We start from the raw sequence: 1,180 nt of genomic DNA, 5'->3' as shown, positions 1-1,180 counted from the left end.
ACACTGGAACTCGCCCGCAAGCTGATCGGCGTGCCGCGCCACATGTCGCAGCATCCTGGTGGCTTCGTTCTGACCCATGACCGCCTCGATGACCTAGTGCCGATCGAGCCCGCTGCGATGGAGGATCGGCAGATAATTGAGTGGGATAAGGACGACATCGACGCACTCAAATTCATGAAGGTGGACGTTCTCGGCTTGGGCATGCTTGGCTGCATGAACCGCGACTTCAATATGCTCTAAGCGGACAAGGGTCTACGCGTCGGCTTGGCTGACCTGCAGGACGATGATCCCGACGTTTACGCCATGATCCAGAAGGCTGACACGCTCGGCACCTTCCAGATTGAAAGCCGCGCGCAGATGTCGATGCTGCCGCGCATGAAGCCTCGCCGCTTCTACGACCTTGTTATTCAGGTCGCGATCGTGCGGCCGGGCCCCATCCAGGGCGACATGGTCCATCCGTATCTGCGCAGGCGAGAGGGTCTGGAAAAGCCCGAGTACCCGCGGCCCGAGCTACGCGCCGTGCTGGAGAAGACACTCGGCGTGCCGCTCTTCCAGGAGCAGGCGATGAAAGTCGCGATCGTCGGTGCCGGCTTCACGCCTGCCGAGGCGGATCAGCTGCGGCGCGCCATGGCGACGTTCAAGTTCACTGGCGGTGTCTCGCACTTCTCGGAAAAGCTGGTCAACGGCATGGTCGAGCGCGGCTACCCGCGCGAGTTTGCCGAGCGAACCTTCCGCCAGCTCGAAGGCTTCGGATCATATGGCTTTCCAGAGAGCCACGCAGCGTCTTTCGCCAAGATCTCCTACGCATCCTCGTGGATGAAGCATCATCATCCAGACGTGTTCTGCGCTTCGTTGATGAACGCGCAGCCGATGGGGTTCTACGCGCCGGCGCAGATCGTCGGCGATGCACGCGCGCACGGCGTCGAGGTTCGACCGCCATGCGTCAACGCGAGCCGGTGGGACTGCACGCTGGAGAAGAACGGCGGGCGCTATCTCGCGGTACGGCTCGGGCTGCGGCAGATCCGCGGGCTGTCGAACGCCGATGGCGCAAAGATCGTCGGTGCGCGTGAGCTTACCGCTTTCGAAAGCGTCGAAGACGTTTGGCGGCGGTCGGGCGTCCAGCGCGCTGCAATCGAGAAGCTGGCCGATGGCGACGCCTTCCACGGCTTCAGCGTCGATC

Annotated in this window: 1 pseudogene; it reads left to right on the top strand. The window is 62.8% G+C overall.

Annotation, left to right across the window (positions count from 1 at the left end):
- Positions 1-1,180, top strand: a pseudogene (locus U1872_RS22510) (helix-hairpin-helix domain-containing protein); the annotation flags it as partial.

The organism is Parasphingomonas frigoris (assembly GCF_036663815.1).
GTDB lineage: Bacteria > Pseudomonadota > Alphaproteobacteria > Sphingomonadales > Sphingomonadaceae > Sphingomonas.
The sequence above is the reverse complement of the archived record's forward strand: the minus strand, read 5'-3'. Positions and strand labels throughout refer to the sequence as shown.